This window comes from Kribbella flavida DSM 17836, from assembly GCF_000024345.1.
Taxonomy (GTDB): domain Bacteria; phylum Actinomycetota; class Actinomycetes; order Propionibacteriales; family Kribbellaceae; genus Kribbella; species Kribbella flavida.
Map to the genome: position 1 here is coordinate 1,827,341 of NC_013729.1, position 23,408 is coordinate 1,850,748.

Below are 23,408 nucleotides of genomic sequence, written 5' to 3' on the forward strand. Positions count from 1 at the left end.
CGAAGTCCACGCTGTGGAAAATGCACTTGCCGGATCGACTTTCGGCGATAGGGTGCGCGCCGGCCCGTCCCTGACTCCGTCGCCGTGAGCCGTACCCGCGCCTACGCTGCTGCGATGGCAATGCTCGCGGTCGACGCGCCGATCACCCGCCGGCGAGCGGCGGGCTGGGCCGTGCTCGCCACCCTCGCCTGGTCGGGCGACGCGATCGTCACCGCCCTGCAGTACCGGACGATGGTGTCGCAGGAAGGTCAGCCGATGCCGGGCTGGGCGGAGGTGCTGCCGACCAACGTCGCGTCCTCGCTGCTGTGGGTGCCGTTCACGGTGATGATCCTCTGGCTCGCCTTCCGGTGGCCGATCACCGGTGCCCGGCGTAACCTGCTCGTTCACCTGGCGGGGTTCGCCGTCGTGGTGGTCGGCCGGGCGGTCGCCGTGGTGCTGCTGAACGGCCTGGTCGGCTGGTACCCGGTCACCGTCCCGCGGTGGCCGGAGCTGCTGATGGCGAGCCTGGTGAACAATCTGATCCTGTTCGTGCTCGTCACCGGGTTCGCCCACGCCGTCTTCTACCAGCAGGCCGCCCGGGACGCGCAAGCACGGTTCACCGCGGCCCGGCTGGACGCGCTGACCAGCCAGCTCCAGCCGCACTTCCTGTTCAACGCGCTCAACACCATCGCGGCGCACGTGCACCACCGGCCGGACGTGGCGGAGGCGATGATCGTGGACCTCTCGGCGCTGCTGCGGTCGTCGATCAGCCGGGACAGTTCCGCGCTCGTGCCGCTGGACGACGAGCTGGCGATCGGTTCGGCGTACCTGAAGATCGAGGAGCACCGGTTCGAGGACCGCTTGCGGGTCGAGGTCGCCGTGGATCCGGCGGCCCGGGATGCCGGCGTACCGCCGTTCCTGCTGCAGCCGCTGCTGGAGAACGCCGTGCAGCACGGTCTGGCGCCGCGCGCCGGCCGGAGCACGCTGCGGATCCGCGCGGTCCGCACGGGCGACGAGGTGGTCATCGAGGTGGCCGACGACGGTGCCGGACTGGGTGCCGGGGGCCCGGACGCCGGACCGACGACCGCGGGCGGGCGGTCCGCCGCGCGTGCGGCCGAGGGGATCGGCCTGGCCAACGTGCGGGCCCGGCTGACCGAGACCTTCGGCCCGGCCGCGACGCTGACGCTGACCGCGAACGAGCCGAGCGGCACCGTGGCGACGATCCGGGTCCCCTACCGGCCGGCTGTGCCGGCCGACGCGGCGGTCCGGCCGTGATCCGCGCGCTGATCGTCGACGACGAGCCGCCGGCCCGGGCCCGGCTCGAACGCATGCTGGGCGAGCACCCGGACGTCGAGGTCGTGGCCGCGGTCGGCGACGTGCCGGCCGCGATGCGGCGACTGGCGCAGGACCGCCCGGACACCGTGTTCCTGGACGTCCGCCTGCCCGGTGACGACGGCTTCACGCTGCTCGAACTGCTCGGCCGGAGCGACCGCCCCGCGGTGGTCTGCACCACGGCGTACGCCGATCACGCGGTCCGCGCGTTCGACGAGAGGGCCGTCGACTACCTGCTCAAACCGTTCTCGCGCGAGCGGCTGGCCGAGGCGCTGGCCCGGGTGCGGGAGCACCACCGCCCGGTGCGGCCGGCCGGTCCGGCGCCGGCCCGGCGGATCCCCGTGCCGGGGCCGACCGGGATCGGCTTCGTCGACGTACGGCGGGTGGAGTCGGTGCGGGCCGAGCGGAACTACGTGCGGGTGCACACCGACGACCGGCGGGTGCTGCTGCGCGCGACGTTGCGGGAGATGGAGGACCGGCTGCCGGGGCAGGAGTTCGTCCGGGTCAACCGCTCGGTGATCGTCCGGATCGACCGGGTGGTGGAGCTGCAGCCGCTCCCGCACGGCGAGGTGGCGCTGCGGCTGGCGTCCGGCGACCAGGTCGTCTCCGGCCGGTCGCACGCGGCGGTCGTCCGGGCGGCCCTCGGTCTGTGAGCCCGCACTCGGCAACGGCCGGTTCGTCCCCGCCGTCCACCGCTTCGTCCCTTTCCGGCGCGGTGGTCGTGCCCAGGACCCCGAGGCTTGCGGTGTCCCACCGCCAGACCCAGGAGGTTTCCAGGTGCTCGCTCGCCTGCTCGCCGTCACCGCGGCCCTGAGCTCGACCCTGCTTCTGCCCGCCACTGCCGGCCCGACCGCGGAAACCCCGGCGCGCGCCGGGGACTCGGCCGTCACGGGTCACCGGGCTCCTGCCTTGTTCGCCCCCGGGGTGATCTCCACCCCGGACCAGGAGGAGTACCGGATCACCTTCACCCCCGACGGCCGGACGGCGTACTTCAGCCGCGCCGCCTCGTTCTTCCCGGTCTCCCGGCAGGCCACGATCTACCAGTCCCAGCGCACCCGGACCGGCTGGAGCACCCCGGTCGTCGCGCCGTTCTCCGGCACGTACTCCGACATCGACCCGTTCGTCACCCCGGACGGCAAGCACCTGTACTTCTCCTCGATCCGGCCGGTCGGCGGCACCGCACGCGACGACATCGACGTCTGGGTGGTCGACCGCCGGCCGGACGGGAGCTGGAGTGCCCCGCGGCACACCGGTGCGGTGAACCAGGGCGGCGTCGCCGCGGACGGCTCACCCATCGACGAGCTCTACCCGAGCATCGGGCCGGACGGCGCGATGTACGTCGGCAGCAACCGCGACGGCGGCCAGGGCGGCTGGGACGTGTGGCGGGCAGCGCCGCGCCGCGACGGGACCTTCGGCCCGGCCGTGAACCTGGGGCCGAAGCTGAACACCGCCGGCTGGGAGTTCAACCCGGTGGTCTCGCCGGACGGGCGGTACCTGGTGTTCTCCCGGATCGCCGCCTTCCAGGCACCGTGGGGTGAACTGCAGGCGTCGGCACGGACCGCTCACGGCTGGGGCGCGCCGCATCCGATCGAGGCGGTGAACACCGAGGCCGACGAGTACCACGCGTCGTTCTCCCCGGACGGACGGCGGTTCTACTTCGTTCGCAACGCGGTGACCGAGACGTCCAACGGCGACTTCTACACGATCCCGGTCCGGAACCTGCGGCTCGGCCGCTGACCACTTTTGGCGCCGCACCGGGCCTCGGTGCGGCGCCGGCGGTCAGGCGTTGCAGGGGCGGTCAGGCGTCGGACAGCCGGGCGATGGTGGCGCTGGCGCGGCGGACGATCGGCACCGGCCCTTCCGGCAGGACGTCGCCGATGAACGTGTAGTACCGCAGGATCTCGGGATCGACGTCGCCGGGGCGGTGCCGGCTGTGGTCGCGCACCCAGTCGATGATGTCGCCCCACCCGGGCGCCGCCAGCGAGCCACCGAAGTGCTGCACCGACAACCCGGCGCACAGGTTGCCGAACGCGAGCCGGTGCGCCAGCGGCCAGCCGCGCAACGTACCGAGCACGAGCGACGCCAGGAACACGTCGCCGGCCCCGGTGGGGTCGTACGAGCGGACCGGCAGCGCGGGGATGTGCTCCTCCTCACCGGTCGCCGAGTCGATCGCCAGTACGCCGTCCGAGCCGTTCGTCACCACGGCCAGCGGGACCCGGTCGGCCAGCTTGTGCAGAGCGGCCTTCGGCGAGTCGGTCCGGGTGTAGGCCATCGCCTCGCCGGCGTTCGGGGTGAAGGCGTGGAAGCCGTCGAGCACGTCGAGCACGGCGGGCGACCAGGTGTCGGTCGGGTCCCAGCCGACGTCGCCGAACAGCAGCGCGCCGGACGCCCGGGCCTCCGCGGTCCAGCTCGGCAGTTCCTCGGCGACCGGCACGATCGCCGACCGGGTCAGCAGGCCCGGCCCGACCAGCTTGCTCGGGTCGCCCGGCGCCTCGTGCGCGTGGGTCACCATCGCCCGGTCCCGGTCGATCGACATCGACACGGTGACGGGGGAGTGCCAGTGGCCGATCCGGCGGGAGTGGGACAGGTCGACCTTCTCCTGGTCGGCCAGCGTGCGCCAGCAGAAGTCGGCGTACACGTCGTCGCCGAACACGGCGGCCAGGCCGCTGCGCAGGCCGAGCCGGCTGGCGGCGATGGCGAAGTTCGCGACGCCGCCCGGGCAGGACCCCATTCCCTCGGCGAAGATCTCGGTCCCGGTGGTCGGGGCGCTCTCCAGGCCGGTGAGAACGATGTCCAGGAACACGGTCCCCTGGACGAACACGTCGTAGCAGTCGGGGTCGTCCATCGGAGGCGCTTTCTGTCGGTGGCGGCTGGTGTGCTGTCCTTCGTAGCATCATCCGCCGGTCACCACCACGGATTTGGGAGGACGTCGATGACTACTGGGACGTGTCCGTGATTCCGACCTGGATCTCGGTGGTGGGCGTGGTGGCGACGGTGCTGAGTCCGTTCCTCGCGCTCGGCGGGGTGATGCTCGGCGCCTACCTGACCCGCAAGTCCGACCGGGAGCTGGACACCTGGCGGCACCGCGAGGAGACGATGCGGATGGTGCGCTGGGCGGTCGAGCAGATCTTAGCCGGCGACGAGGTGGGCACGGACGCCGGCGTGGTGACGCTGCGTTCACTGATGCGCTCCGAGCTGTTGCAGCCGGAGGACTACGACCTGGTCGCCGCGCTGACCGCCGCCGTGGCGATCGACCGGGTCGGCGAGGCCGCGTACGCTGAACTCGCGGACGCGAACACCGAAGTCGTCGAGGAAGGCAGTCGCCGATGGCTGAGAAGAAGACCGTGAAGGTGTCCCGGCAGGCGGTCGAGCTGGCCCGGTTGCACGTCGAGGCGGCCCGGCGCGCCGGGCGCAAGCCCGAGCCCGCCGTCGCCCGGATTGCGGACGCCCGCCCGGAGAACGGCAACGGAACCGCCCCCGCCCCCGCCTGAGGGCGGCACGCCTGACCGAATCCGCCTGCCGGAGCACCTACACTGATCGACGGCCGCTCCCAGTGGCGTACGGTGCTCTGGTGGTTACCGCTGCGTCGCTCCCTGTTCCCGACCACGGCCGGAATGTCCCGTGATCCGCTTCGAGAATGTTTCCAAGACGTACGAGGGCCAGTCCAAGGCTGCCCTGCTGAACGTGAACGTCGAGATCGAAAAGGGCGAGTTCGTCTTCCTGGTCGGCACCTCCGGGTCCGGCAAGTCGACGTTCCTTCGTCTCGTGCTGCGTGAGCACCGGACCTCCAAGGGCCACATCATGGTCGCCGGCAAGGACCTGAACCGGCTGGCCAGCTGGCGGATCCCGCAGATGCGCCGGCAGATCGGCACCGTCTTCCAGGACTTCCGGCTGCTGCCGAACAAGACCGTCGCGGAGAACGTCGCGTTCGCCCTGCAGGTGATCGGCAAGCCGCGCGCGCACATTCGCAAGACGGTGCCCGAGGTGCTCGAGCTGGTCGGTCTGGACGGCAAGGAGGACCGGCTGCCCGACGAGCTGTCCGGCGGTGAGCAGCAGCGCGTCGCGATCGCGCGCGCGTTCGTGAACCGGCCGATGATCCTGATCGCCGACGAGCCGACCGGAAACCTGGACCCGGGCACGTCGGTGGGCATCATGAAGCTGCTGGACCGGATCAACCGGACCGGCACGACGGTCGTGATGGCCACCCACGACGTGTCGATCGTGGACCAGATGCGCAAGCGCGTGATCGAGCTGGAGAACGGCCACGTCGTCCGCGACGAGTCGCGCGGCGTCTACGGCTACCAGCACTGAGACTGCCTGATACAGGGACTGACTGACTGATGCGCTTGAACTACATCCTTTCCGACCTCGGGATCGGCCTGAAGCGGAACCTGTCGATGACGATCGCGGTCGTCGTCACCATCTGGGTCTCGCTGTCGCTGTTCGGCAGCGCGCTGCTCGCCCGCGAGCAGGTCGAGCTGATGAAGGGCAACTGGTACGACAAGATCCAGATCTCGATCTTCCTCTGCACCAAGGACTCCGGCGGCCGCGGCTGCTCGGGCGCCGAGGTGACCACGGAGCAGAAGAACCGGATCAAGCAGGTGATCGAGTCGAGCCCGGACACCGCGCCCGAGGGTGTGTTCGGCGAGACGAAGAAGGAAGCGTTCGAGCAGTTCAAGAAGCTGTACAAGGACTCGCCGATCGTCAGCACGGTCACCGAGGACCAGATGCAGGAGTCCTTCCGGGTCAAGCTGAAAGATCCTCAGCGCTACCAGAACCTGGTCAGCGCGGTGGCCGGCCTGCCGGGCGTGGACACCGTGCAGGACCTGAGACAGTACCTCGATCCACTCTTCAAGGCGCTGAACGGCTTGCAAGTCGGGGCGCTGGTGGCCGCCGGTCTGCTGCTGGTCGCCGCGCTGATGCAGATCTCCAACACGATCCGGCTGGCAGCCTACGCCCGCCGCAGGGAGATAGGCATCATGCGCCTGGTGGGCGCCTCGAACTTCTACATCCAGCTGCCGTTCCTGCTGGAGGCGGTGCTGGCCGCCCTGATCGGCGCAGTGCTTGCCTGTGGCACCCTCTGGGTCGGCGTGTACTTCGTCGTCATGCAGCGGGCCCAGGAGACCTTCCGGGTCTGGCAGTGGGTGGGCGCCGCGGAGACCTTCCAGGCGACGCTGATCATGGTCGTGGTGGGTCTGGTGCTCGCGGTGGTCCCGACATTCCTGACGACGCGGAAATACCTCAAAGTCTGACCCGGGTGGCTTATCGTGCAGTAGCACGACACCTCAACCCAGAGCAAGGGGTCGACTGTGGTCCCGCACTTCCCCGGTGCGAACCTGCGAGAGCGGGCGCGCATCAAGCGAGACGACAGCATCGGCGCCAGCGCCACCTCGAGCGGACGGTCACGCACGCGACCGCCCGCTCGGCAGACGATTGTCGCCGCTTGCTGCGTTGTCCTGTCCCTGACCGCCGGAGCGCTGGCGGTGGTTCCGTCTGCCCAGGCGGACCCACCTGACCCGAACGCGCAGAAGAAGCAGCTCGACGCCCAGATCAACCAGTCCAAGGCCGATCTGCACGAGTCGTACGACCAGCTGGCCAAGTCCGTTGCCGCCTACAACCAGGCGGAGACGCGGTACGAGACCGTGCAGGCGCGGTACGCCGCGGCGCAGGGCAAGCTGGCCGCCGCCAAGGCCGCCGACGTCGTTGCCGCGAGCAAACTCAGGGCCGCCGAGCAGGCGCTGTCGACGGCCCGCGGCGACGTGGCCGAGGGACAGAAGCTGATCGCGCAGAAGCAGCAGGTCGCGGGACGCGCGGTCCGGTCGGCGTACCAGCAGCAGAACTCGCTGGTCGGGCTGGCCATCGTGCTGCGCGGCGCCTCGCCCGCCGACCTGGCCAGCGGCATGCAGGTGCAGCGCAACGTCTTCGGCATCACCGGCAACGTGATCACCAGCCTGAACAACGCCCAGGCGCAGCTGGCGAACAAGCAGGCCAAGCTGGCCGAGGCGGAGCGAGTGGTCGCCGCCCAGCGCGCCGAGGCGGCGCGGACCGTTCAGGAGGTCAGCAAGCTGACCAAGCAGGTCGCCGCGGACAAGGCCGAGGCCGCTGCCGTCGCCGCGACCCGGCTGACCGCCCAGCAGGCGGCCGAGAAGGACAAGAACTCCGAGCTGGCGCAGTACCAGTCGCTGGTCGCCGAGCGTCGCCGGGTCGAGCAGGTCCTGATCGCCCGGGCGCGGGCCGAGAAGGCCCGGGCCCTGGCCGAGAAGGCCGCCGCCGCCCGCCGCAAGGCCGCCGCCGAAGCGGCCGAGCGCGCCAAGGCGAAAAAGGAGAAGCGACCGCCGCGCAAGCTGCCGGACCCGCCCCCGCCCCGGAACGACGGCGGGCTGAGCTACCCGGTCAACACCTACATCACGTCGCCGTACGGGATGCGGTTCCACCCGATCCTGCGCTACTGGAAGCTGCACGACGGCACCGACTTCGGCGCCGGCTGCGGTACGCCGATCCGCGCCGTGGCCAGTGGGGTGGTGACGGACCGTTACTACAACGGCGGCTACGGGAACCGGATCTTCGTCTCCCACGGCGTTCTCGACGGCAGCTCCCTCACCTCGGTCTACAACCACCTGTCCCGGTACCGGGCCCGGGTGGGCCAGCGAGTCCGCAAGGGCCAGGTCATCGGCTACGTCGGCAACACCGGCTACTCGACCGGTTGCCACCTGCACTTCATGATCTACCAGGACGGCCGCGTGGTTAACCCGATGAAGTGGCTGTGAGGTGTCTGGGATACTGGCGGGATGGTGAAACAGACCGGCCAGAAGCCGATCGCGCAGAACCGTAAGGCGCGACACGACTACCACATCGACGACGTGGTGGAGGCCGGACTCGTGCTGACCGGGACCGAGGTGAAGTCCCTGCGGCTGGGTCGGGCCTCCCTCGTCGACGCGTTCGCCTCGGTGCGGGGCAACGAGCTCTGGCTGCAGAACATGCACATCCCGGAGTACACGCACGGCACCTGGACCAACCACGAGCCGCGCCGCACCCGCAAGCTGCTGCTGCACCGCGACGAGATGCAGAAGCTGATCAAGGCGATCGAGCAGCAGGGCGTCACGCTGGTCCCGCTGTCGCTGTACTTCAAGGACGGCTACGCCAAGGTCGAGCTGGCGACGGCCCGAGGCAAGAAGGACTACGACAAGCGCCACGCCCTGGCCGAGCGCCAGGCCTCCCGCGAAGCCCAACGAGCCCTCTCCGAACGCCACCGCCGCTGATCCGCGGACTGGTCGCCCGCCACCACCCCGGCGTACGGACCCCTTCGGCTGAGCGCGGCCCTGGGGTCGGCTCAGGGGTCGTTCCGGGCGGAACCCGATGGGGCGGACGCCCGCCGCGGCGCACAGTGGAGGCATGTCCACTTCAGAGCTGCTGGTGACGCCGGCCCAACGGGACCGCGCGGTCGAGATCCTGCAAGAAATGTACGCCGACGGCCGGCTGACCCACTTCGAGTTCGACACCCGGCTCGAGCTGGCGCTGAAGGCCCGCACCCGGGCCGAGCTGAACGGCTCCTTCGACGGGCTGCTGGCCCGCCCGGTCCCCACCTACGCGCCGGCCGCGTTCACCCGCCCGGCCCCCCTCCAGCGGTACGACGGCAAGGGCCGCGGCCTGGGCACGATCTCGCACTGGCTCGGCTACCCCACGTTCTTCGTCGGCCCCGCCCTGATCGCGGCCACCGCCGGCAAGGAGAACCCGGCCGTCCGCAAGCACGCCGTCGAGGCGGTGAACTTCCAGCTCAGCGCCCTCGGCCTGTTCATGCTGCTCGGCGTCGTCACCGCGGTCACCGACGGCTTCACCGGTTTCCTGTTCCCGATGCTCGGCCTGGTCTGGTTCGTGCTCACCGGCGTGGCCGGCCTGGCCACCATGCTCGGCACCAACTTCCGCTACCCGTTCACCCTGCGCCTGATCAAGTAGGCCGGCGGCCGGCGGGAATCCCGGGTGCGGGTGGCTTGTTGGACTTGGTAGTGTGGACCTTCCACCGGTCCTTCGGGGCGGGTGGGAGTTTGACAACTCAACAGGGGGTGAACGGTTTCGACTTTGGACGTACGTTCCAAGGGAAGCGGGCCGAGGATCCAGGGTTATCTCGTAAACGATCTCTGGAAACCAATAACTGCCGATTCCAAGCGCAGTAGCTTCGCTCTCGCCGCCTGACGGCCTGAGCAACTAAAGAAGCGGTCAGCCCGGGAGTGCTTCCGACCCGGTTCCTGGCCTCAGCTAGGGAGCTTGCTTCATCAACCCGGTCACGGGGTTGATGCGGGACATTAACAGTGACTGAGTCCGTCAGCGACGTGTCTGTACGAGCGCTGGGACTGAGAAAACGCCATTACAGACTGCGCCCGGAGAAGTCTTGGAGCGACGCTGAAGGACGCGGGTTCGATTCCCGCCACCTCCACCCCTGAGAGTTTGACTTCGCCCCGGCAGCCTGGCTGCCGGGGCGAAGTCGTCTGTGCGGCTTCTGTGGTGTGGCCCGAGCCGGCGCCCACGCTCGCTGCGGTGCTGCTCCGGCTTGCCCGTTTGAGTTCATGCGTGCTGCCGCCCGCTTGGCCGACGGCGGGTGTCACCGGGTGGGCCCGATGATTCCGTCGGGGTGGTCGGTGGTTCGCCTGCTCGCGTCGTACCGCGTGCGCTCCCCGCCGCCAGCGGCTGTCTCTCGCACCTCACACTCCAACTTTGAGCACGGCTCAGCCGTCTCCAGCCACTTGGAATGACCGAGCCGTGCTCAAAGTCGGTGGTTTCCGCAGGTCAGTACGAATACCGACTGACCTTCTCCGGGTGGAGCACGATCCGCACCCACTCCTCCGCCAGGATCCCGGCGAGGTCCTCCGCCCGGACCGGGTCGGTCAGGTCCCAGTACCGCTCGGCCAGTCGAGTGGCGAGCTCGCGCCCGCCGTCGGGTTCCACCGTGGCTCGGCCGGCGATCGACACCCAGCGTTCGCGTTCGCCGACGGGGGCGGCGACGACGATCGAGGCGCGGGAGTCGCGGCGGAGGCGTCGGACCTTGACGGTGTCCGGGCCGGTGAACAGCTGGATCGTGCCTTCTGCGGTGGCCTCGAACCACACCGGGCGGGGCTGGGGTGGCAGCGGACCCGCGGCGACGGACAGGAATCCGTACAGCGCGCGCTGGAGGAACTCGAAATCCTCGGCGGTCAGCGTGTCGGCGTCGGTGCTCATCACGGCCTTTCCGGTCGGCGAGGGGACAGCGTCCCCAGGTCATTGAAGTCAACGTCGACGCGGGAAGCGGATGTTCCGTCACGCGGCATGTCGGCGCGCCACGGGGGAGCAGGGCCGGCAGCGGACGCTGCGGCCGACCTCCGCGGACTCCGATCAGCAAAACCAAGAAAAACGGAGGCCATCTCCGGAAGACCTCGGTGGTGGCGCGGGTTGTAGTGGGCATGACGATCGAACTGGGGTTGATTCTTCCGACGTCCACGCCGGATCCGAGCCGGCCGGTGCTTGGTGACGCCCGGGCCGCGGCGCGGCTGGCCGAGGGGGCCGGTGTCGAGTCGGTGTGGTCCACCGACCACCTGATCGCGAGTGCGCCGATGCTCGACAGCACGGTCGTGCTGGCGACGGCCGCGGCGGTGACGGAGCGGGTCAAGATCGGGTACGGCGTGATGTTGCTGGCGCTGCGGCCAGTCGCCTGGGCGGCGAAGCAGGTGACCTCGCTGCAGCACGTCTCCGGCGACCGGCTCCTGCTCGGGGTGGGCACGGGCAACCCGGCCCACGGCGACGTCGGCTGGCGTGCGGCCGGTACGTCGTTCGAAAGCCGTGGGCGGCGGACGGATGAGGCGCTGCAGGTGCTTCCTGATCTGATTGCCGGGCGCAAGGTCCAGTTGGAGGAGGGGCTGGAGGCTGCGATTGCTCCTGGTGCGACGGTTCCGCCGCTCCTGGTCGCGGGCGACGGCCAGAAGGCGCTCGCTCGCGCCGCGCGTTTCGGCGACGGCTGGGTCTCGATCGGGCTCGCAGTCGACGACGTGCCGGCGCGGATCGCCGCGTTGGAGGACCTTGCGGCCGGCTACGACCGGCCGCGACCGGCCCTCACCATCGTCGGCCCGCAAGTCGACGACATCGACGAGGCCAAGGCGGTCGACCAGCTCGCGGCGTACGCGGAGGCGGGGGTGGAGCGCGTCATCCTCGTGCCGGGTGGCGACGGTTGGGAGCAGGGCTACGAACGCGCCGCGAGGCTACGCGCAGCCCTGTGAACCGAACACCCCCAAGGTGATGCGGCCGGGTCAGCGCACGGTCAGGTTGAACACGCCGCTGTACGTCGCGTCGGCCGTCGCTGTGCCCGGCACCCACCAGCGGAACTGCGTCACGCCTCGGCGGTTCCAGGGGAACGACAGCAGCCCGCGACCGGCGTACAGGGTCTTGTAGGACACGCCCTGCCAGACACCACTGGCGTTCTTGAACTGCAGCGCCGCTCGCTGTGCGCCGGCCGGATCCACCCACAGGTAGGCCTGCGGACGGGTTCCATAGCTGATCACCGGGCTGATGAACTTCGCGGACACCACCCGCGTCGTCGCCCGGACCGTCGTGGTGCCGCTGACCGCGCCGTACGACAGGCTCTCGCCGTTGTCCTTGTTCGGCCTGACCACGCGGTACTCGCGGTGGCCGGGGTTCTTCACCACGGCGGTGTACTTGCCGGCGAGGTCGGTCTTGGTCGTGCCGACCACCGTCCAGGGCGCCGTGCTCGACGTCCGCTGCTGCACGACGACCGTGTCGAGCACGGACTCCGTCCTCCGGTCGTCACAGGACGGCGGCCCTCCGCTGACGAGCAGCCAGCGGATGAACACTTGACCGGTCAGCGTCGTCGTCGCCCCGTACTGCGTTCTCGCGGGCCCGGCGATACTGGGCGGGTTGGTGACTCCGACGAAGTCACCCGGGCCGTCCTGCACGCCCCACTCGTTCTCGGCGTCGACCACGACCTCGTACGGCAGGCCCTGCGCGCTCGGCACGACCCCGGTCCGGCTGGTCGTCGGCGGAAGATCCCTGACCACGGCGCACTCCCAGTTGCCGTAGTCGGGGTCGGTGTCGACGGACTGCTGGACGCGGTAGCGGTACGCCGTCGGCAGGTCGAGCGGGTCGTTCGGCGTTCCGTCGGTGCTGGTGTCGGCCGGCACGGTCCACCGGACCTGGCCGTCGGCCGTGAAGGACAAATCCACGGCCGACGGTCGGTAGGTGAACATGTCGAAGTCGACCGACCTCGCCGAGCCGCCGTCCGCTGCGGACACGACGATCCACCACTTGACCGCCGGATCGCTCGATCTCCTGAAGCGGGCGGGCGTGACCACGAGTTCGTTCGCCGCTCCGGCGGGCGTGGTGCCGAGCTCGGTTGGTCCGGCGCCAGGGTCGCTGGAGTAGAGCGTCAGGGTGTTCGCGGCGGAAGCACTCTCGGTCCAGGTGACCCGAACCCCCTCATGCGCCGGCGTCGCCCAGGCGACCCTCACGTCCCCCACCGCGGCGGGGTTGCTGATCTCTGCCGCCGCGGGCGGTGCGCTCGTCCCGATCAGCAGCGCCGCTGCGCCGGTCAGCGCGATCGATGTCTTGTGCATGTGAGCCCCCAGATGGTCGTCTACAAGGCTCGATGCGGCGTCGGGCGCAAAGGTTGCGGGCTCAGCTTGCGGATGGCTCCGGGTGGCGAGTCGTCCACCAGTCGCGCCAGCGCTTGTCGATCGCGGAGCGCGTCTCGTCGTCCACGCCGTACAGGCTGAGGATCGCCATCGCCGCGCCGGCCGGCTTGTCCGGGCCGGGCGGGACGTGGCTGAGCACGAGCAGGCCGTTTCCCCAGGCGTCGACCGTGATCCCGACCTGGTGCTCGGAGCGGAACCACACCGTGCCGGTGGCCGGCTCGCCCACCAGCTCCAGCGCGTACGACGCTCCGACCGGCGCGGTGAGTCCGAGTGCGTCGGCCGCTGATTGCTGGCCGCCCGCGCCCGAGTAGAAGAGGGTTCGGCGGGCGTCGCCGGCGTGCTGCTCAACCGCGAACCGCAGCTGCTGCAGGAACGTGATCCAGCCCTCGGTGACGTCGTCGTAGTACGCGTCCCACTCCGGGTCTTCGCCGAAGGCGGCCCGGGTCAGCGTGACCCGGGTGCCGCCGTCGGCGGGTTCGACGACGAAGCGGTCGCCGCCCTGGATCTCCAGCACCCCGGCCTGCGCGTCCTCCTCGGTGATCGCGGCGAAGTAGATGTGGTCGATCTCCTGGTCCAACCCGCCCTCGGATCCTTCGAACTCCCAGCCGTGCCAGTGCCGGATCTTGTCCTTGTCGCGCAGTGCGTCCCACACCGCCTCGACCGGCGCGGCCACGGTGACCACGATCGTCGGCCTCTGCTCGCTCATTCTGCGTCCTCTCCTTCGGTAGGTCGGGGTGCTGGGTGGCCGCCGGCGACCAGGCGGTACGGGCGGCCGCCAGGAGCGTCGAACGACTCGACCACCTGGCGGACGGCCTCGGTCAGCGCGTCGGTGAACCGGTGCACGTCGCCCGGTTCGGCGAACCGGACCTCCGTCTCCAGCGTGAAAGTCAGCAGTCGCTTGCCGGCGGCATCGGCCTTCTGCTGCATCCGGGCGACGTCGCGAACGGTGCCTGAGGCAACCTCCACCAGGTGCTCGGCCGCGTACTGGTCGTGCAGCCGGGTGAACTCGCCCTGCATCACCGACGGGTCCACCACGAAGGCGACCGAGGCCGCACGCAGGATCCGCTCGACGCACCCCCGGCGCTGCCGCTCCTCGACCAGCTCCACCAGGCCGGCCTTCTCCAGCGCGCGGAGGTGGTAGTTGAGTCGCTGTCGCGGCATGTCCAGCGCCGTCGCGAGCTGCGTCGCCGAGGCGGGCTCACGCAGCCGCCGCAGCAGTTCCCGACGCAACGGCGACAGGGCGGCCCGTACCGCCTCCGGCTCTTCCAGCAGCTTCATGAGCACCAGACTGGTATTGACAGATTAATTTGTCAATACGCCGTCAGCGACTGGCCCGGCAGTGGGGGAGCATGGCCGCATGGCGATCGATGGGCCGCAGTTGCCGGTCGGGACTCAGGTCGTACTGCGTGCTGCCCGGCCGGACGACGCCGGCGGTACGGCGCAGCGGGGTGCGACCGGGCGGATCGATGGCGCCACGGCCGACGGGCGGTACGAGGTGCGGCTCGCCGACGGGCGGAGTACGACGGCCAGGCGGGACCAGTTGAGTCTGCGGACGGCGTACCAGGACGAGGCGATCGGGGTGGAGGCGCCGGACGGGGACCGCCTCGTGCGGGAGCGGACGATCTACGCCGCAGTGGTCGGGTCGCGCGCCTTCGGGCTGGACACCGACACGTCGGACACCGACACCCGCGGCGTGTACGTCGCGCCGACGGAGGCGTTCTGGTCACTGGCCAAGCCGCCGACGCACGTCGAGGGGCCGGAGCCGGAATGGTTCTCCCGGGAGGTCGAGCGGTTCTGCGAGTTGGCCCTCAAGGCGAATCCGAACCTGCTCGAGGTGCTGCACTCGCCGCTGGTGGTGACGCGGACGCCGCTCGGCGACGAACTGCTGGAGCTGCGGCCGGCCTTCCTGTCCCAGCTCGCCTACCAGACGTACTCCGGCTACGTGCTGAGCCAGTTCAAGAAGCTGGAAGCGGACTTCCGGCGTGACGGTGCGCCGAAGTGGAAGCACGTCATGCACCTGATTCGTCTGCTGCTCTCGGCCCGCACGCTGCTGGCCGAAGGTGTGCTCGTGGTCGACGTCGGTCCGCACCGCGACCGCTTGCTCGCGGTCAAGGCGGGCGCGCTGCCGTGGGACGAGGTCGAACGCTGGCGTCTCGACCTCCACGAGCAACTCGACGACGCGCTGCGGACGTCGGTTCTGCCTCCTACGCCGGAGGTCGGCAAGGTCGATGCCTGGCTCGGATCGGTTCGGCGAAGGAGCATCGCCGAGGCGTGACCCGGTCCGGATGCCGAACGCCCGGACCAGGATGTTGTGAAGTTGTGAGCAGCGCCCGACCGGGTGCAGGCGAACACTGCCGGTGCGGTCGAGTCGATCCGGCGAATGCGCTCAAGGCCCTGCTGAACAAGGCGAATCCGCATGCCGACCCGGCTGCCGGACATCAGCTGACCGCCGTCGGCGGTCGGCAGTTCCTTCGTTGTAAAGGTCTGGGCGCGCACGGGACAGCAGCCCAGTGTACTTACTTAATTACGTGAAGCATTGACATCCGGTGTGTCAAGGGAAATAGTTCCGTCCTGAAATCAATCAGAAAGCAGAGTGAACCAACAGTGTCGAACATCAACGTGCTGCAGCTCCGCTCCGCGGGCGTCAGTCTCGTGCTGGACTGCTCCGGTCCGGCCCTACCGTCGGTGCTGCACTGGGGCGCGGACCTGGGTGAGCTGAGCGACAGCGCGCTGGTGGAGTTCAGGCGCGGCGCCGGCGCGGTTCAGACCGGCAACGGCCTGAACGACGACCTCCCGGTCTCCGTCGTTCCGGAGTACTCCGCCGGCTGGTTCGGCCTGCCCGGGCTCACCGGGCACCGCGACGGCCGGGACTTCTCCGCCGCGTTCCGGCTGGAGAACGGCACCCGCGACGGCAACGTCGTCTCGGTCGCCGCCGTCGATCCGGTCGCGCAGCTGAAGCTCGCGCTGACCATCGAGCTGACCGACTCCGGTCTGGTCAAGGCGAAGGCCGACCTGACGAACACCGGCGGTTCGGCGTACACGGTGGACGGGCTGGTGCTCGCGCTGCCGGTGCCGACCGAGGCGACCGAACTGCTCGACCTGACCGGCCGGCACATCGGCGAGCGGCACCCGCAGCGGCACGCGTTCACCCAAGGGGCGCACCTGCGCGACAACCGCCGCGGCCGCACCGGTGCCGATGCCACCCTGCTGCTGATCGCCGGCACCCGCGGCTTCGGCTTCGGCTTCGGCGAGGTGTGGGGCCTGCACACCGCCTGGAGCGGCAACCACCGCTCGTACGCCGAACGCGGCATGAGCGGGTACGCCGTGATCGGCGGCGGCGAGCTGCTGCTGCCCGGCGAGGGCCGGCTGGAACCGCAGGGCAGTTACAGCACGCCCTGGATCTACGGCTCGTACGGCGTCGGCCTCGACCAGCTGTCGGCCCGCTTCCACGAGTACCTGCGGGCCCGCCCGACGCACCCGTCGACGGACCGCCCGGTGGTGCTGAACACCTGGGAAGCCGTCTACTTCGACCTCGACCTGACCAAGCTCACGGCGCTCGCCGACGCGGCCGCCGAGGTCGGCGCCGAGCGGTTCGTGCTCGACGACGGCTGGTTCCGCGGCCGTCGCAACGACCGCGCCGGCCTGGGCGACTGGTACGTCGACGAGGGGATCTGGCCGAAGGGCCTGCACCCGCTGGTCGACCACGTCACCGGCCTCGGGCTGCAGTTCGGCCTCTGGGTGGAGCCCGAGATGGTCAACCCCGACTCCGACCTGGCTCGCGAGCACCCGGACTGGATCCTTGCCACCGGCAACCGGACGCCGCCGACCGCGCGGTACCAGCAGGGCCTCAACCTGGGCATCCCGGCGGCGTACGACTACATTCTCGAGCGGCTCGACGCGCTGCTGAACGAGTACGACATCTCCTACCTCAAGTGGGACCACAACCGGGATTTCGTTGATGGTGGCAACCAGTTGACCGGCGCGGCGGGCATTCACGAGCAGACGCTCGCCGTCTACCGGCTGCTGGACGAGCTGAAGCGCCGGCACCCAGGGCTGGAGATCGAGTCCTGCTCGTCCGGCGGCGCCCGGGTCGACCTCGCGGTGCTGGAGCGGACCGACCGGGTCTGGGGCAGCGACAGCAACGACGCGCTGGAGCGGCAGAAGATCCAGCGCTACACCCAGCTGCTGCTGCCGCCGGAGCTGATCGGCTGCCACGTCGGTCCGCCCAGGGCGCACACCACCGGCCGGACCCAGACCTTGGCCTTTCGGGCGGCGACCGCGCTGTTCGGCCACTTCGGCATCGAGTGGGACATCAGCGCGGCGTCGGCCGAGGAGCGCGCGCAACTGGCAGGCTGGGTCGCGCTGCACAAGGAGCTTCGGCCGTTGCTGCACACCGGCCGGGTGGTCCGGGCCGACCGTGGGCCTGAGGACGTCCTGCTGCACGGCGTCGTCGCGCAGGACGGTTCCCGCGCGGTCTACAGCGCCGTCCAGCTGACCCAGTCGGTCACCTCCGACGTGGGCCGGGTCCGGCTGCCCGGCCTGGAACCGCAGCGGACGTACCGCGTCAGCAAGATGGCCACGCCCGGCCCCGAGCCGCGGCACCCCGCGACCTGGTGGGTCGACGGTGGCCAGGTGGAACTGAACGGCGCCGCTCTCGCCGCCGTCGGGATCCAGGTCCCGGCCCAGTGGCCCGAGAGCGCGATCCTGCTGGACGTCCGAGCCATCGACTGAGGAGGAGATCGGCTGTGACCGTGACGACGAGTTCCCCGGCGAGTGCTGCCACCAGCACTCCGGCGCGGCGACAACGACAAAAGCTCGGGGACCTGAAGGTCGCGATGATCTTCCTGGCCCCGGCCACCCTCGGCTTCGTGGTGTTCTACATCTGGCCCACCCTGCGCGGCGCGTACCTGAGCTTCACCGAGTACAGCCTGCTGCAGCCGCCCGAGTTCAACGGGCTGCAGAACTACGAGCGGATGGTGCAGGACAGCTTCTTCTGGAACGCCCTCGTCGTCACGGTCGAGTACGTCGTGATCAACATCGGCCTGCAGACCGTGCTGGCCGTGTTCATCGCGATGCTGATGTACCGGCTGACCAAGTCGATCACGGTCCGGGCGGTCATCCTGCTGCCTTACCTGATCGCGAACGTCGTGGTCGCGCTGGTCTGGTACTGGATGCTCGACTTCCAGGTCGGCATCGTGAACCAGGCGCTGACCTGGGTCGGCATCGACCCGATCGCCTTCTTCGGGGAGTCGCACTGGGCGATCCCGACGGTGGCCGGGATCAACATCTGGCGGCACATGGGCTACACGGCGCTGCTGGTGTTCGCCGGCCTGCAGATGATCCCGTCGTACGTGTACGAGGCGGCCGAGGTGGACGGGTCCTCGGAGTGGCAGACGTTCTGGCGGATCACGCTGCCGCTGCTGCGGCCGGTCCTGGTGATGGTCCTGGTGGTCACCATGATCGGCTCCTTCCAGGTCTTCGACACGATCGCGGTGACCACCCAGGGCGGGCCGATCAACGCCACCCGGGTGATCTACTTCTACATCTACGAACGGGCCTTCACCCGGTTCGACTTCGGCTACGCCTCGGCGATGGCGATGGTGCTGTTCGCCATTCTCGCGGTGGTCTCGCTGCTGCAGCTGCGGCTGCTCCGGGCCAAGGAGAGTGACCTGGCATGAGGAAAGCACTCACTCCGAGCCGCGCGGTGGCGTGGGCCTGCCTGATCGTGCTGATGCTGCTGACCCTGTTCCCGTTCTACTGGATGCTCCGGACGGCGTTCTCCGACAACACCCAGCTGGCCGGCCACCCGAGTTCGCTGCTGCCGGTGGAGACCACCCTCGGCGCCTTCAAGCGGGTACTCGGGCTGGCGACGGTCGAGGAGGCGCAGGCCCAGGGCGGCTCCGGGGCCTCGGTCAACTTCTGGCTCTACCTGCGCAACTCGCTGGTGGTGTCCACCGTGACGACGGTCTGCCAGGTGTTCTTCAGCGCGATGGCGGCGTACGCGTTCGCCCGGCTGCGCTGGCCCGGCCGGGACAAGGTGTTCGCGCTGTTCCTGGCCGCGCTGATGGTGCCGCCGATCTTCACCACGCTGCCGAACTTCGTGCTGATCAAGAACCTCGGCCTGCTGAACAGCTTCGCCGGCATCATCCTGCCGGGCGCGCTGATGACGCCGTTCGCGATCTTCTTCCTGCGCCAGTTCTTCCTCGGCATCAACCGGGAGCTGGAGGAGGCGGCGATGATCGACGGCGCCGGGCACCGCAAGATCTTCTTCGGCATCATCATCCCGATGAGCGCGGCACCGATCGCGACGCTGGCGATCCTGACCTACATCAACTCCTGGAACGACTACTTCTGGCCGCTGCTGGTCGGGCAGCAGGAGAACGTCCGGGTGCTCACCGTCGCGCTCGGCGTGTTCCGGTCGCAGACGCCGCAGGGCGGGCCGGACTGGGCCGGGCTGATGGCGGCCACGCTGGTCGCGGCGCTGCCGATGATCATCCTGTTCCTGGCGTTCGCCAAGCGGATCACCAACTCCATCGGTTTCTCCGGGATCAAGTGAGGGTCGAGATGAACGTTTCACGACGCACGTTGCTCAAGGGGACGCTGGCCGGCCTGGCCGCCTCGGCCGTGGCCGGCTGCAACAACGGAGCCGCCTCGCGGGGCGAGGGTGAGGTCATCTACTGGCTGTGGGACTCCGCCCAGCTGCCGATGTACGCCGAGTGCGCGAAGGTGTTCCAGCAGCAGAACCCGCAGTACAGCGTGAAGATCGAGCAGTACGGCTGGAACGACTACTGGAACAAGCTGGTCACCGGCTTCATCTCCGGGACCGCGCCGGACGTGTTCACCGCGCACTCGGCGAAGTACCCGCTGTTCGCGGACAAGGGCCAGGTGCTCGCGCTGGACGACTTCGTGGCCCGCGACAACGTCGACCTGTCGATCTACCAGCCCGGCCTGGCCGACCGCTGGATCGGTGCCGACGGCAAGCGGTACGGGCTGCCGAAGGACTTCGACACCGAGGTGTACTTCTACAACAGCGCGCTCACCGACGCGGCCGGGATCAGCACCGAGCAGCTCAACGCGATGACCTGGAACCCCAAGGACGGCGGCACGTTCGAGCAGATCGTCGCCCGGCTGACCGTCGACGCGAAGGGCCGGCGCGGCGACCAGCCCGGCTTCGACAAGAACAACGTCAAGGTCTACGGGCTCGGCTACGGCGACGCCGGCGGCGCGGACGGCCAGACCAGCTGGAGCTGGTACGCCGCGATCAACGGCTGGAAGTACTCCGAGGGTGAGCCGTGGGGCACCAAGTTCTTCTACGACGACCCGAAGTTCATCGAGACGATCAGCTGGTGGCGCGGCCTGATCAGCAAGGGCTACATGCCGACGTACGCGCAGGCCAAGTCCGGCGTCGACGTGACGACCTCGTTCGGCGCGGGCAAGTACGCGATCACGGCGAACGGCTCCTGGATGCTGGCGACGTACGCCGGTCTGAAGCAGGTGAAGACCAAGCTGGCCCGGCTGCCGCAGGGACCGGTCGGCAAGCGGATGTCGATGATGAACGGTTTGGCGGACACCATCTGGGCCGACACCACCCGCCGGGACGCGGCCTGGGCCTGGGTGAAGTTCCTCGGCTCGAAGACCGCCCAGGACATCGTCGCCAAGGCCGGCGTGGTGTTCCCGGCGGTGACGGCGTCGATGCCGGCCGCGAAGGCCGCGTTCGAGGCCGACGGGTGGGACATCACGCCGTTCCTGGAGCCGGTCGAGTCCGGCGACGTGTTCCCCTTCCCGGCGAACCCGAACGCGGCCGACGTCACCGCGGTGATGGTGCCGGCGATGGACTCGGTGATGTCGTTCGAGAAGGAGCCGTCGTCGCTGGCCGAGGCCAACGACGACGTCAACCAGATCCTCGCGGCGGCGTCCTAGCTGCTCGCGCTGCTGTAGCGGCGGCTCGCCAGCTGCCAGTGCAGCACCGTGAGCAGCAGGCCCACCACCAGGGCCGGTAGGGCGAGCAGCAGGTGTGAGGTGGTGCCGGTCAGGGTCTGGACCGGCACCGCCGCGATCAGGCCGGCCGGCGCGACCGTCGACAGCACGAGTCGCGCCGGACCGGAGAAGTAGCTGATCGGGTACTTGCCCGCCTCACGTAGCTGGAGCGCGATCTCGTTCACCGGCTCGGCGCTGTCGAACCAGAACGCCAGGTAGACCAGGTTCGCCCACAGCAGGCTGAAGCCGACGAAGCCGATCGCTGCCCAGGCCAGCGCACGCAGTACGAGGTCTGGGGCGGGCTGCAGGCCGGCGGTGTGCAGACCGGCCAGGACCAGGGCGAAGCCGGACGCGACGCGGCCCAGCTCGGCCGGCTCCATCCAGCGGAGCGCGGTGAACAACTGCGCGTTCACCGGCCGGACCAGGATCAGGTCGAGATCGCCCTGCCGGACGTAGCCGTCGATCTTGGCCAGGTTCGGGGTGACGAAACAGTCCATCAGGCCGGTGGAGATGCCGTAGATCCCGACGACCACGACGGCCAGCGAACCGGTCCACGCGGTGCCGCCCGCGCCGGTGAGGATCAGCACCGGAACGATGCCGAGGGCCAGGTCGCCGATCGACGAGAGCGCGTTGATCAGGGTCTGGCTGCGGAACTGCAGGTCCCGGCGAACGGCCTGCCGGAAGCAGCCCCAGAGCAGCCGCGGCCAACGGCCCCTCATGCGCCCGCGCCCTGGTAGTTGCGCAGTCCGAGGCGCCAGACGACCACCGCGCCGCCGACCAGTACGACGAACCAGCCGGCCTGCAGCAGGAAGCCCGTCGCTTCCGCCGTACCGAGCAGAACCTCCAGCGGGAACGACACCAGGAAGCGGAACGGCTGCGCCGCCAGGAACGGCTGGAGCGCAGCCGGGAAGAGCGCGAGCGGGATCAGCGCGCCCGAGAGCAGCCGCGCCAGCAGGAACCGCAGCCGGTTGATCGCGGCGATGTCCTCCAGCCAGAACGCCAGCGAGCCGACCACGACGTCGAAGGCGAACGTCATCGTCGCCGCCAGCACCAGCGCGACCGTGAACAGGATCCAGCGCGACCAGCTGCCCGGCAGGCTCAGATCGTCGCGGAAGACCAGACCGAGCACGACGACCGGCGGCAGCAGCAATCCGAGCTTCAGGAACTTCTCGGCCGCGTTGTTGGCGAGGCTCGCCAGATGGGTCGAGCACGGCCGGACGAGCCAGCGGTTGAGCCCGCCGAGCCGGATGCCCGCGGCGAGGAAGCCCGACGTCCAGCTCGAGGTCAGCATGTTCACGACACTGACCAGGACCAGGTAGCTGGTCAGGTACGTCGAAGAGACCGGCGGCGTCGCTCCCTGGTCGATCGCGCCGTGCCAGACCAGCAGCGAGACGCACGGCGGGATGACGTTCCCGATCTGCATCAGCGCCAGCCACCAGCGGTAGTGCAGCATGATCCGGACCTCGTGCACGGTCAGGACCCGGAGCAGCCGGACCGTGCGCCGAGCGCTCACGAGCGGCCCCGGAACATCGCGGCGAGCACCTGGTCGAGGTCCGCGTCGGCGTGCTGACCGCTGCGCGCGCGCAGCTCGGCGAGGTCGCCGTCGAACCCGATCACCCCGTGGTCGATCAGGGCGATCCGCCCGCACAGCGCGGCGACGTCGCTCATGTCGTGGCTGGTCAGCACGATCGTCGTTCCGTGGTCCCGGTTCAACTCCGCCAGGAAGTTGCGCAGGGCAAGCTTGGCGACGACGTCCAGGCCGACTGTCGGCTCGTCGGCGAACAGCAGGTCCGGGCCGTGCAGCAGCGCCAGCACCAGCTCGCACCGCATCCGCTGGCCGAGGGACAGCTTGCGGACCGGGACGTGCAGCAGGTCGGTGACGTCGAGGCGCTCGGACAGCTCGTCGACGGCGGCGTCGAAGCGCGGCTTGGTCAGGGCGTACATCTCCCGGTGGATCAGCAACGAGTCGTACGTCGAGACGTCCCACCACAGCATCGACTTCTGGCCGAAGACGACCGAGATCCGGCTGAGGAAGTCGAACGAGCGGCGCGCCGGCCGGTGACCGAGCACCTCCAGCTCGCCGCCGGTCGGGCGGAGCAGCCCGCAAAGCATCTTGATCGTGGTGGTCTTGCCGGCGCCGTTCGGGCCGAGCAGGCCGATGATCTGGCCCGGCGGCACGGTCAGGCTCAGGGCGTCGACCGCGATCCGCTCGCGGCGCTGCGGGCGAAGCAGGCCGCGGACCGCTCCGGCCAGGCCGGGCGCCTGCTCGGAGTACCGGTAGGTCTTGGTGAGGTTCGTCGCGCGGATCACCGCGGTGGTTGCTGACATCACGCCTCCAGGGCCGGCCCACGCAGACTGGGGAGCCGGGTCGGTGGAGCAGCCGGAGTCTGCCGGCGATCCGTCCCACGGATGCGGCGGGACGACCGTCGGCGAGTTTAGTGCCCACCGGTG

The 23,408-nt window shown here is 69.8% G+C and carries 24 protein-coding genes and 1 other RNA gene; 17 read left to right on the plus strand and 8 right to left on the minus strand.

The annotated features are described in order from the left end of the window. The first annotated feature begins 114 nt into the window (after window positions 1-114). From KFLA_RS08550 to KFLA_RS08560, 3 genes are all read left to right on the plus strand, one after another. Window positions 115-1,254: a sensor histidine kinase gene (locus KFLA_RS08550; protein WP_012919383.1), complete on the plus strand. Its 1,140-nt coding sequence runs from the start codon at window positions 115-117 to the stop codon at window positions 1,252-1,254. After that, window positions 1,251-1,964 (plus strand): LytR/AlgR family response regulator transcription factor, encoded by a 714-nt coding sequence (locus tag KFLA_RS08555; RefSeq protein ID WP_012919384.1) that lies wholly within the window; start codon window positions 1,251-1,253, stop codon window positions 1,962-1,964. The genes KFLA_RS08550 and KFLA_RS08555 overlap by 4 nt, the downstream gene beginning before the upstream one ends. 124 nt (window positions 1,965-2,088) lie before the next feature. Then, complete coding sequence (locus KFLA_RS08560; RefSeq protein WP_012919385.1) at window positions 2,089-3,048, plus strand: PD40 domain-containing protein; 960 nt, start codon at window positions 2,089-2,091, stop codon at window positions 3,046-3,048. Window positions 3,049-3,109: 61 nt separating this feature from the next. On the opposite strand, the gene KFLA_RS08565 is transcribed toward KFLA_RS08560, so the two are convergent. Continuing rightward, complete coding sequence (locus tag KFLA_RS08565; protein ID WP_012919386.1) at window positions 3,110-4,156, minus strand: carbohydrate kinase family protein; 1,047 nt, start codon at window positions 4,154-4,156, stop codon at window positions 3,110-3,112. Window positions 4,157-4,263: 107 nt separating this feature from the next. On the opposite strand from KFLA_RS08565, the gene KFLA_RS08570 reads away from it, so the two are divergent. The 8 genes from KFLA_RS08570 to ssrA all read left to right on the plus strand — a co-directional run bounded on the left by KFLA_RS08570 (window position 4,264) and on the right by ssrA (window position 9,745). Next, window positions 4,264-4,659 (plus strand): hypothetical protein, encoded by a 396-nt coding sequence (locus KFLA_RS08570; RefSeq protein ID WP_012919387.1) that lies wholly within the window; start codon window positions 4,264-4,266, stop codon window positions 4,657-4,659. Further along, window positions 4,638-4,802: a hypothetical protein gene (locus tag KFLA_RS37830; protein WP_012919388.1), complete on the plus strand. Its 165-nt coding sequence runs from the start codon at window positions 4,638-4,640 to the stop codon at window positions 4,800-4,802. The genes KFLA_RS08570 and KFLA_RS37830 overlap by 22 nt, the downstream gene beginning before the upstream one ends. Before the next feature lie 130 nt (window positions 4,803-4,932). Further along, the gene (gene ftsE / locus KFLA_RS08575; protein ID WP_012919389.1) at window positions 4,933-5,622 is read left to right on the plus strand and encodes a cell division ATP-binding protein FtsE; all 690 of its coding nucleotides are present in this window, start codon (window positions 4,933-4,935) and stop codon (window positions 5,620-5,622) included. A gap of 29 nt (window positions 5,623-5,651) precedes the next feature. Further along, window positions 5,652-6,563 carry a permease-like cell division protein FtsX gene (gene ftsX / locus KFLA_RS08580; protein WP_012919390.1) on the plus strand — a complete coding sequence of 304 codons (912 nt, stop codon included), beginning with the start codon at window positions 5,652-5,654 and terminating at the stop codon, window positions 6,561-6,563. 231 nt (window positions 6,564-6,794) lie between these two features. After that, complete coding sequence (locus KFLA_RS08585) at window positions 6,795-8,078, plus strand: M23 family metallopeptidase (RefSeq protein WP_237706755.1); 1,284 nt, start codon at window positions 6,795-6,797, stop codon at window positions 8,076-8,078. Window positions 8,079-8,099: 21 nt separating this feature from the next. Then, window positions 8,100-8,570, plus strand: coding sequence for an SsrA-binding protein SmpB (gene smpB, locus KFLA_RS08590; protein WP_012919392.1), 471 nt, complete (start codon window positions 8,100-8,102; stop codon window positions 8,568-8,570). Window positions 8,571-8,703: 133 nt separating this feature from the next. Beyond that, a complete protein-coding gene (locus KFLA_RS08595; protein ID WP_148256581.1) occupies window positions 8,704-9,264 on the plus strand; it encodes a DUF1707 and DUF4870 domain-containing protein in 561 nt (186 codons plus the stop codon). A gap of 103 nt (window positions 9,265-9,367) precedes the next feature. Next, window positions 9,368-9,745: a transfer-messenger RNA gene (gene ssrA, locus KFLA_RS36195) on the plus strand. A gap of 347 nt (window positions 9,746-10,092) precedes the next feature. On the opposite strand, the gene KFLA_RS08600 is transcribed toward ssrA, so the two are convergent. Beyond that, window positions 10,093-10,521, minus strand: a complete 429-nt coding sequence (locus tag KFLA_RS08600; protein ID WP_012919394.1) for a pyridoxamine 5'-phosphate oxidase family protein — start codon at window positions 10,519-10,521, stop codon at window positions 10,093-10,095. A 221-nt stretch (window positions 10,522-10,742) separates the two neighbouring features. On the opposite strand from KFLA_RS08600, the gene KFLA_RS08605 reads away from it, so the two are divergent. Beyond that, window positions 10,743-11,552, plus strand: a complete 810-nt coding sequence (locus tag KFLA_RS08605) for an LLM class flavin-dependent oxidoreductase (RefSeq protein WP_012919395.1) — start codon at window positions 10,743-10,745, stop codon at window positions 11,550-11,552. Between the two features lie 30 nt (window positions 11,553-11,582). Here the strand turns inward: KFLA_RS08605 and KFLA_RS08610 are convergent, their stop codons facing one another. The 3 genes from KFLA_RS08610 to KFLA_RS08620 form a co-directional block, all read right to left on the minus strand. Next, complete coding sequence (locus tag KFLA_RS08610; protein WP_012919396.1) at window positions 11,583-12,902, minus strand: hypothetical protein; 1,320 nt, start codon at window positions 12,900-12,902, stop codon at window positions 11,583-11,585. 61 nt (window positions 12,903-12,963) lie between these two features. Continuing rightward, the gene (locus KFLA_RS08615) at window positions 12,964-13,686 is read right to left on the minus strand and encodes an SRPBCC family protein (RefSeq protein ID WP_012919397.1); all 723 of its coding nucleotides are present in this window, start codon (window positions 13,684-13,686) and stop codon (window positions 12,964-12,966) included. After that, window positions 13,683-14,258: a winged helix-turn-helix domain-containing protein gene (locus tag KFLA_RS08620; protein WP_012919398.1), complete on the minus strand. Its 576-nt coding sequence runs from the start codon at window positions 14,256-14,258 to the stop codon at window positions 13,683-13,685. Before KFLA_RS08620 ends, KFLA_RS08615 begins: the two co-directional genes overlap by 4 nt. 79 nt (window positions 14,259-14,337) lie before the next feature. Between KFLA_RS08620 and KFLA_RS08625 the strand changes: the two genes are divergently transcribed. The 5 genes from KFLA_RS08625 to KFLA_RS08645 all read left to right on the plus strand — a co-directional run bounded on the left by KFLA_RS08625 (window position 14,338) and on the right by KFLA_RS08645 (window position 20,900). Continuing rightward, window positions 14,338-15,255, plus strand: coding sequence for a nucleotidyltransferase domain-containing protein (locus KFLA_RS08625; RefSeq protein WP_012919399.1), 918 nt, complete (start codon window positions 14,338-14,340; stop codon window positions 15,253-15,255). A 329-nt stretch (window positions 15,256-15,584) separates the two neighbouring features. Beyond that, window positions 15,585-17,711, plus strand: a complete 2,127-nt coding sequence (locus KFLA_RS08630) for an alpha-galactosidase (protein ID WP_012919400.1) — start codon at window positions 15,585-15,587, stop codon at window positions 17,709-17,711. 14 nt (window positions 17,712-17,725) lie between these two features. Further along, on the plus strand, window positions 17,726-18,658 hold the full coding sequence (locus KFLA_RS08635; RefSeq protein ID WP_012919401.1) for a carbohydrate ABC transporter permease: 933 nt from the start codon (window positions 17,726-17,728) through the stop codon (window positions 18,656-18,658). Then, window positions 18,655-19,536 (plus strand): carbohydrate ABC transporter permease, encoded by an 882-nt coding sequence (locus KFLA_RS08640; protein ID WP_012919402.1) that lies wholly within the window; start codon window positions 18,655-18,657, stop codon window positions 19,534-19,536. The genes KFLA_RS08635 and KFLA_RS08640 overlap by 4 nt, the downstream gene beginning before the upstream one ends. Before the next feature lie 8 nt (window positions 19,537-19,544). After that, window positions 19,545-20,900 (plus strand): ABC transporter substrate-binding protein, encoded by a 1,356-nt coding sequence (locus KFLA_RS08645; RefSeq protein WP_012919403.1) that lies wholly within the window; start codon window positions 19,545-19,547, stop codon window positions 20,898-20,900. Here the strand turns inward: KFLA_RS08645 and KFLA_RS08650 are convergent. From KFLA_RS08650 to KFLA_RS08660, 3 genes are read right to left on the minus strand one after another with little or no spacing between them, the layout of a single operon-like run. Continuing rightward, the gene (locus KFLA_RS08650; protein ID WP_012919404.1) at window positions 20,897-21,676 is read right to left on the minus strand and encodes an ABC transporter permease; all 780 of its coding nucleotides are present in this window, start codon (window positions 21,674-21,676) and stop codon (window positions 20,897-20,899) included. The two genes, KFLA_RS08645 and KFLA_RS08650, sit on opposite strands and share 4 nt — an antisense overlap. Then, window positions 21,673-22,470, minus strand: coding sequence for an ABC transporter permease (locus KFLA_RS08655; protein ID WP_012919405.1), 798 nt, complete (start codon window positions 22,468-22,470; stop codon window positions 21,673-21,675). The genes KFLA_RS08650 and KFLA_RS08655 overlap by 4 nt, the downstream gene beginning before the upstream one ends. Further along, window positions 22,467-23,285, minus strand: coding sequence for an ABC transporter ATP-binding protein (locus KFLA_RS08660; RefSeq protein ID WP_012919406.1), 819 nt, complete (start codon window positions 23,283-23,285; stop codon window positions 22,467-22,469). Before KFLA_RS08660 ends, KFLA_RS08655 begins: the two co-directional genes overlap by 4 nt. Between the last annotated feature and the right edge of the window lie 123 nt (window positions 23,286-23,408).